The 6130-nt window shown below is 63.4% G+C and carries 5 protein-coding genes; 1 reads left to right on the top strand and 4 read right to left on the bottom strand.

Annotation, left to right across the window (positions count from 1 at the left end; genetic code table 11):
• Window positions 1-202: 202 nt before the first annotated feature.
• The 4 genes from GY937_13555 to GY937_13540 form a co-directional block, all read right to left on the bottom strand.
• Window positions 203-721 carry a hypothetical protein gene (locus tag GY937_13555; protein MCP5057733.1) on the bottom strand — a complete coding sequence of 173 codons (519 nt, stop codon included), beginning with the start codon at window positions 719-721 and terminating at the stop codon, window positions 203-205.
• Window positions 722-806: 85 nt separating this feature from the next.
• Window positions 807-1001 carry a hypothetical protein gene (locus GY937_13550; GenBank protein MCP5057732.1) on the bottom strand — a complete coding sequence of 65 codons (195 nt, stop codon included), beginning with the start codon at window positions 999-1001 and terminating at the stop codon, window positions 807-809.
• A gap of 215 nt (window positions 1002-1216) precedes the next feature.
• Entirely contained in the window at window positions 1217-1774 is a 558-nt protein-coding gene (locus GY937_13545; protein MCP5057731.1) for a hypothetical protein, read from the bottom strand.
• A 54-nt stretch (window positions 1775-1828) separates the two neighbouring features.
• Complete coding sequence (locus GY937_13540) at window positions 1829-2797, bottom strand: tyrosine-type recombinase/integrase (GenBank protein ID MCP5057730.1); 969 nt, start codon at window positions 2795-2797, stop codon at window positions 1829-1831.
• 403 nt (window positions 2798-3200) lie between these two features.
• Between GY937_13540 and GY937_13535 the strand changes: the two genes are divergently transcribed.
• Window positions 3201-5987 (top strand): hypothetical protein, encoded by a 2787-nt coding sequence (locus tag GY937_13535; GenBank protein ID MCP5057729.1) that lies wholly within the window; start codon window positions 3201-3203, stop codon window positions 5985-5987.
• Window positions 5988-6130: the final 143 nt, after the last annotated feature.

The following is a 6130-nucleotide window of genomic DNA, read 5'->3' as shown; positions in this document are numbered from 1 at the left end:
GTGATGAGTTACGTGGACGGACACAACGATGATCCCACTCCCTTCGTCTGGTCCAAGACAGCAGAAGAGATCATCGAAAAGGTTGGCAGAGCCAGGCGCGCGCTGGATAATGCCCCAACAGCGTGAATCACATCACTAGGAGCCTGACCCGAGACTGGGTGCATCGGCGTCCAGGCGGTGTGCCCAGTCTCGGGTCAGGCTCCTAGTCACCCCCCTCCGCGTAGGTGGGTTTGTATCTTCCGTAGATGAAGTCACCGATCCGCTCGATCCGCTCCCGCTCGTCGGGTTTGAGAGGCCCGCGCTCGAGCGCGCGAAGCGCCTCATCCATCTGGGCTTCGTCTGCAGGCCCGCAGAGGGCGACGTCGACGTTCTCGTTGGAGAGGGCAAAGCGGTAGCAATCGCTCGCCGGCGGCGGGGTCTCGCCCGGCGGCATCTTCTTCGGATCGAGCAGGTGGCCCCAACGCGTCGTCGTGTAGGTGAGGATGCCGGGCTTCGGGCCACCCGGTAGGAAGGGGAACACGTCTTTCTCACCGCCTCGGTGGACCGCGTTGTAGCGGAACATGAATGCGTCGAACGGGCTCTCGCGCTTCTCGTACTCTTCGAACATCGACGGAAGCAGGGGGCGGTTGTGGGTGCTCATCATCAGGTGGCGAACCTTGCCCTGCTCTTTCAGGCGAAGTGCGGCTTCGAGTAGCCCGTCCCACGGACTGTAGACGCTCACTCAGAAGCGTAGAAATCTGATCATTTGGCCGGGGGGCGACGCAGCCCGGCCAAATGATCAGATTTCTACGCTTCTGAGTGAGCGTCTACACCCGGTAGAGAGCTTGCCAGTCGGAGACCGTTACATCGGTGAGTTCCAACATTCGGGCTACGAAGGCCACCCGATGCGCCGCAGAAAGCGAACCTGAGAACTCATCAGCCTTGAACTCCAGGACGGCCAACGCGATGTCTGATTCCGAGACGCATCCAGCCTTCGCCAGCTCTCGAAGTTCACGCGCCAAGCTGCTGCGCCCATCTATTTCGAATCGAATTTCCATAGAGCACAACTAGCCACGCCCAAGCTGGAAGAGTCAAATCGGCCGCTTGCTATTCGTCACCGAGAATCCGCTCAGACGCCATACGAAGGGGGAAGGGCCCCCCGGAGTTCTTCGGCGGCCCTGGGCCCTTCCTGGGCACGTGACCTGGGCGATGGCCCCGCCTACCCGGGCGTTGAGGTCTAGCCGGAGGCAATCAGGCCAAGAACGCGGGCCACGAAACGTTTGCTGGCCTCGATGTCAGAGCGCTCCAACCGATTGTCCTTGACCTGCCCGTCAGGAAAGACCTGACCGGCGAGCAAGTCATCTCCCTTGAGGGGGACGGGGTAGCGGCCCACCCAGACGCCTGCAGCCGTCAGCCTGTGGAGCAGGTCCTCTTCCGCCCCCTCGAGCGCCACGTTTGCTTGTCCAGCCAACCGAACCAGCTCGTGTGTCCCGACGAGCTTTCCGAGCTTTCCCTTCCAGGTCATCTGTCTCGCTCGGCGGCGGTCGCTCCGCACGATGAGGCCCTTCAGCAGATTCTCGAGCGCGAAGGCGACTAGCATAAAATAGGATGTGTGGACGTTGGGCCGTAGCCACAATACGCACTTCGAGGTCGTTTCCGCCGCATCGAACCGCAGCCAGAACTCGTGCAGTTCAACCTCCACCGCCTGGGCAGCCAGAAGCAGCGCTTGGCCCTTGTTGAACCACGGCTCGGGCATCGATGCAGCTATCGCGAAGGCAGGCGATTCGTTCTCCATTCGCGTGCTCCTTTTCCCCGCTTCGGAGGGTCTCCTATCCAAGCTGCCCAACAATCAGCTGGGGTAGGGGACATCCAGTCGGTCAGCTGCAGTTCGTTGCGCTCGGTGACTGCGGCGGTCGTACTTCGCGGTCGTTTGGACATTCGAATGACCCACCTGCCTCGCAATCACTGCGAGGTCGACGCCTTCGTCGAGAAGGTCTGAAATATGACTTCGCCGCAGATCGTGGGGCGTGAACTCGGCAATGCCGGCCTTGAGATGGCGCTTTTGAATGACTCGGTAGATGAGCTGCGGTGAGACATCGCGCCGGGTGACTCTTCCTCCCTTGGTCACGCCCGAGAGGAGCCCCCCAGCCCAGCGCCCTCGCGTCTCGAGCCAGACCTCAAGTGCCACCTGGGCTCCAGCCGGGATGTACACCACTCGCTGCTTGTTTCCCTTGCCGTGGACCTTCAGGGAGCGGTCAGAGGGGCGGAAATCCGAACGAGATAATCCGGCGAGTTCGGCGCGCCTCAGACCGCATCCGTAGAGCAAGGCGAGGATTGCAGCATCGCGAATCCCAAGGGTTTCATTGTCGTCGTGTGAACATGTTGCGAAGAGGGCACTCAGCTCGTCTTGGGAAACCGCGCGGCCTCGAGCTTCACGCCGTCCTCGAATTCCCTTGACGTCGAGCGTTTTCTCGAGGGTCTCTCGGTCGACGAGCCCGAGGCGCCAGGATTCTCGTAGAACGGCCTTTAGGGCCGATAGGTACCGGTTGGCGGTCGAAGGGGCATAGAGTTGCTGTAGGCGGCCTCTGAGCGCGTTCACATGGCCATGCCGGAGGCTATGCCACGCGAGCTCGTCCGCCGCTAGGCGCCCGCCCGAGAGGATGTCGGCGACGGAGTCGAGGGCTGCCCGGGTCACTCGCTCCGAGTCGTCTCCAAGGCCCACCAGGTAGCTGTCGACCGGGTGTTTGTCCCTAGGGTATTGCCCTCGCTCTGAGAACGTCGCTCGGCGGGCCGAGGGTTTGGTGGTCTTCTTCGCCATGAAGAGACCATCGGCAGAGGAGGGCAGGGCGCTTGAGGGTTATGTCACGAAAATTGGGCTTTTCGTACTCTACCCTCGACGTTTCTTGCCGGTTCGACAGACGGGTCGATCCGTGTCACGCAGCCGCTTCGGGGGGCGGATCGCCGCACCCCGAAGGGGCATGGAGGGCGAGGCCCGCGCCAACGCCCACGAGCCACTCTTGGCGGCGGGTTCGGTTGGCATGCGGAATGCATCAGGCGCAGTAGAGGTATCCGCCATGCGCGCTCGACTCGCTGTCCTCTCGGCTGCGCTGATCGTGTTCTCCATGGTGGCGTGTCCGGGACCGCCACCGGACCCCGACAAACCGCAGAGCACTCTATCTCCTCCCACAATCAGAGAGCCGCTCTTCGATTGTGCAACGGCCGTGACCGTCGAGGGGTTCGTCCCCGGCGCCAAGATCGCCATCTACGCCAACGGCTCCGTCCTGCTCGGTGGGGACGTGAGCGACTCGCCGTGGGGCCAGAGCTTCTCGGTGACGCCCGACCTGGTCGCCGGCCAGGACATCACGGCCACGCAGACGGTCGGCTCGGACACCAGCGCGCCCTCGAAGGCGGTCGAGGTCCGCGACTACTTCAAGGAGCACCCCGCTGGGCTGACCAAGCCAGAGATCACGGAGCCGCTCCACGACTGCGGCGGCGCCATCAGCGTCGACAACCTCGTCCCAGGCGGGCTCCTGGAAGTGTTCGCCGACGGTACCCTCGTCGGCGATGCTGCCGGCTGCGGAGCCGGCCAGTGGACCTTCGTCACCCCCGTCTTCGCCAAGGGACAGCAGGTCCACGCGCGAGAGACACTCTGCACCGAGGTCAGCCCGAATTCGGATAAGGTACAGGTCCTGGCGGATCCGTCACCGCTGCCCGCCCCCACTGTCGGCGATGTTTACGATGGCTCCACCCATGTCGCGGTCCACAACATCGTAAACGGCGCCATGGTCACGGTACAAAACGGCCCCACGCAGATCGCCGGACACTACTGCGCCGGCGGTGGGCAGATCTTCAAGCTGAGTCCGGCACCGGCCGCCGGCGACGAACTGACGGCAATGCAGAAGCTGTGCGCCGACCCGAGCCCGCGCGGAACGACGACCGTCAAGCCCTGTACCGATCTGCCCGCCCCCAGGGTGATGCCCATCTGTGTCGGGGACCACTTCGCCACGGTCGGCGGGACGGCGCTCGACTCCCGCATCCGCGTCTACGCCAACGGCAACCTCGTCGGCGACGGCGGCGGCACCCGGATCAACCTCACAGCGACGATGGCCGGAGGTGAGATGATCACTGCCACGCAGAGCCTCGGCACCTGCGTGAGCCCTTCGTCGTCGGCAGTCAAGGTCGGCGAGGGCGCGGTGCGCACCAGACACCGCCTGACCATGAAGAACGGCCATGAGTTCTTCGTGGCCGAGACCGGTGAACAGGCCATCGAGGGGCTGGTCTACCCGAGAGGCAAGAACTGCGCCCCCGCCTTCATAGCCAACAAGCTGGATGGAGCCGAGAGCGTCAATGTGCAGATCATCGCCCCCTCGGGCGACGCCGCCGCGACAGTGCCGTTGGTCGCCTCCGGTGCGCTCTGGGTCGGCGCGTGGGATTGGACCAGCACGTTGTGGACCGCGGTTCCGCAAGGTATCCCCGTCGGACGCTACTTGGCCAAGCTGATCGTCGACGGAACCGCGGCTGAAGAGATGCGGTTCTACGTCATTTTCAACCCGTCGGAGGTGAACGCTCGTGAGGAGTACGCCCTCAGCGACAAGGGAGAGGTCGCGCCGTGGTTCTACCCGCCGAAGGGCGGACAGTCGCGGGCCAAGCCGTACTACCTGCACCCGGACGACGCACGGATCTTCGACGAGGCCATGCAACTCGTCAACAAGCAGACAAGCGCCTACCAAGCGAGTTCTCTCCTCATGGACTGGGTCGTCCCGCAAGGTTCGGACTACTGTGATGAAGGGGGGGGGTACCCCAGCACAGTCACCAAGCGCTTTGTCTACTCGATCTGCACGAGCGAGAGCGACACCCTGGATCTGTTGGCCCGGTCGGACAAGCTCGCGCAATGCGCCGACTCCGCCGCGATGTTCGCCGCGCTGCTGCGCGCCGTCGGCATCCCGGCACACCCTACAACGGGCGATGCGGCCCGAGAGCAAGGAGCGATCAACTGGGGTTTCGACACGTGGACCGAAGCGCGGTTGGATGGACCCGCCGGAGAGCAGTGGTACGTGTTCCACCCCCATGATCCGCCCAACGGTTACGGTCCGGTGTCTCAGCTCAGCTTCGGGATGAACCACCAGTGGGCCAAGAAGTCCGTCAACGACGTCACCATCTTCGCGAAGGAGTCGTGGGACCCGATGGAGGTCGCCGACGGCGACTCTGATGTGAAGATGACATACGGCACGCCCTGCAAAGAACCCGATCAGAGCTTCACGCTGATTCGTAGCTGGATCCAGCACATCTGCACATCGAGTTCCTACGGACAGGGGTACTGGGGCAAGGGACACTGGACCTGCTCTCCCCCCAAGAACTCCATCGTGCGCGCCGAGGTGGCACGCACCGAGCACCGCCCAGGCGACACCGTCGAACTGACTGTCGTCGTTGAGAACACGGCCGGTGAAAGGATGGATGAAACACTCGAGATCGCCGTGGTCGAGGACGTGCCGCAGACCAAGCGCTGGCCGGACCGGACCCTGAAGAGCTGGACAGAGAGGGTCCGCCTACGCCCCGGCAAGACCCAGAGCTTCGCCAGAAAGGTGCATCTGCCCCAGGACGCGGCAGGAGACCATGTATTCGCCGTTGTCGCCTCGATGCCTGAGGTCAAGGACGCCTATGCGATCACCGAATTTTCCGTCGCGCCCGCCTTTGAGTGGACGCTCGATGCCCCAAAGTCGGCCAGCATCGGCGGGGAGTTCGACGTGAAGTTGACACTACAAAACAGCGGGCAGACGGCGATCCGAAAGGTCACGGCCGCAGCCGACGTCCCGTTGCACATCGAGGCGAATCCCGGTTTCGAAGGAGAGGCCATGATCGAGCCCGGCACGCGAAAGACGCTGTCTTGGACGATGCGGGTCCTCTCGCGCAGTGCGGTTACGCAGCTCCGACTCCGCGTCAAGTCCGAGAACGGAGGCTCGATCGAGATCGTCCACGCGATGCAGATAGCGCCGGCGGAACGCAAGTAGCCTGTCCATCGTCTCTATTCAAATCTCCCTCTAGGCAGCCCTCCGGAGCTCTCGCGAGTAACGATGGTGCAGTCCTCCGACCCGCGAAATCGCGACGACCTCTCCCATTCTTCGCGGTTCGCTCGGCCGCTTTTCGGGAGTGT

Source organism: bacterium, from assembly GCA_024228115.1.
In the GTDB taxonomy this organism is placed as follows: Bacteria; Myxococcota_A; UBA9160; order UBA9160; family UBA6930.
The sequence above is the reverse complement of the archived record's forward strand: the minus strand, read 5'-3'. Positions and strand labels throughout refer to the sequence as shown.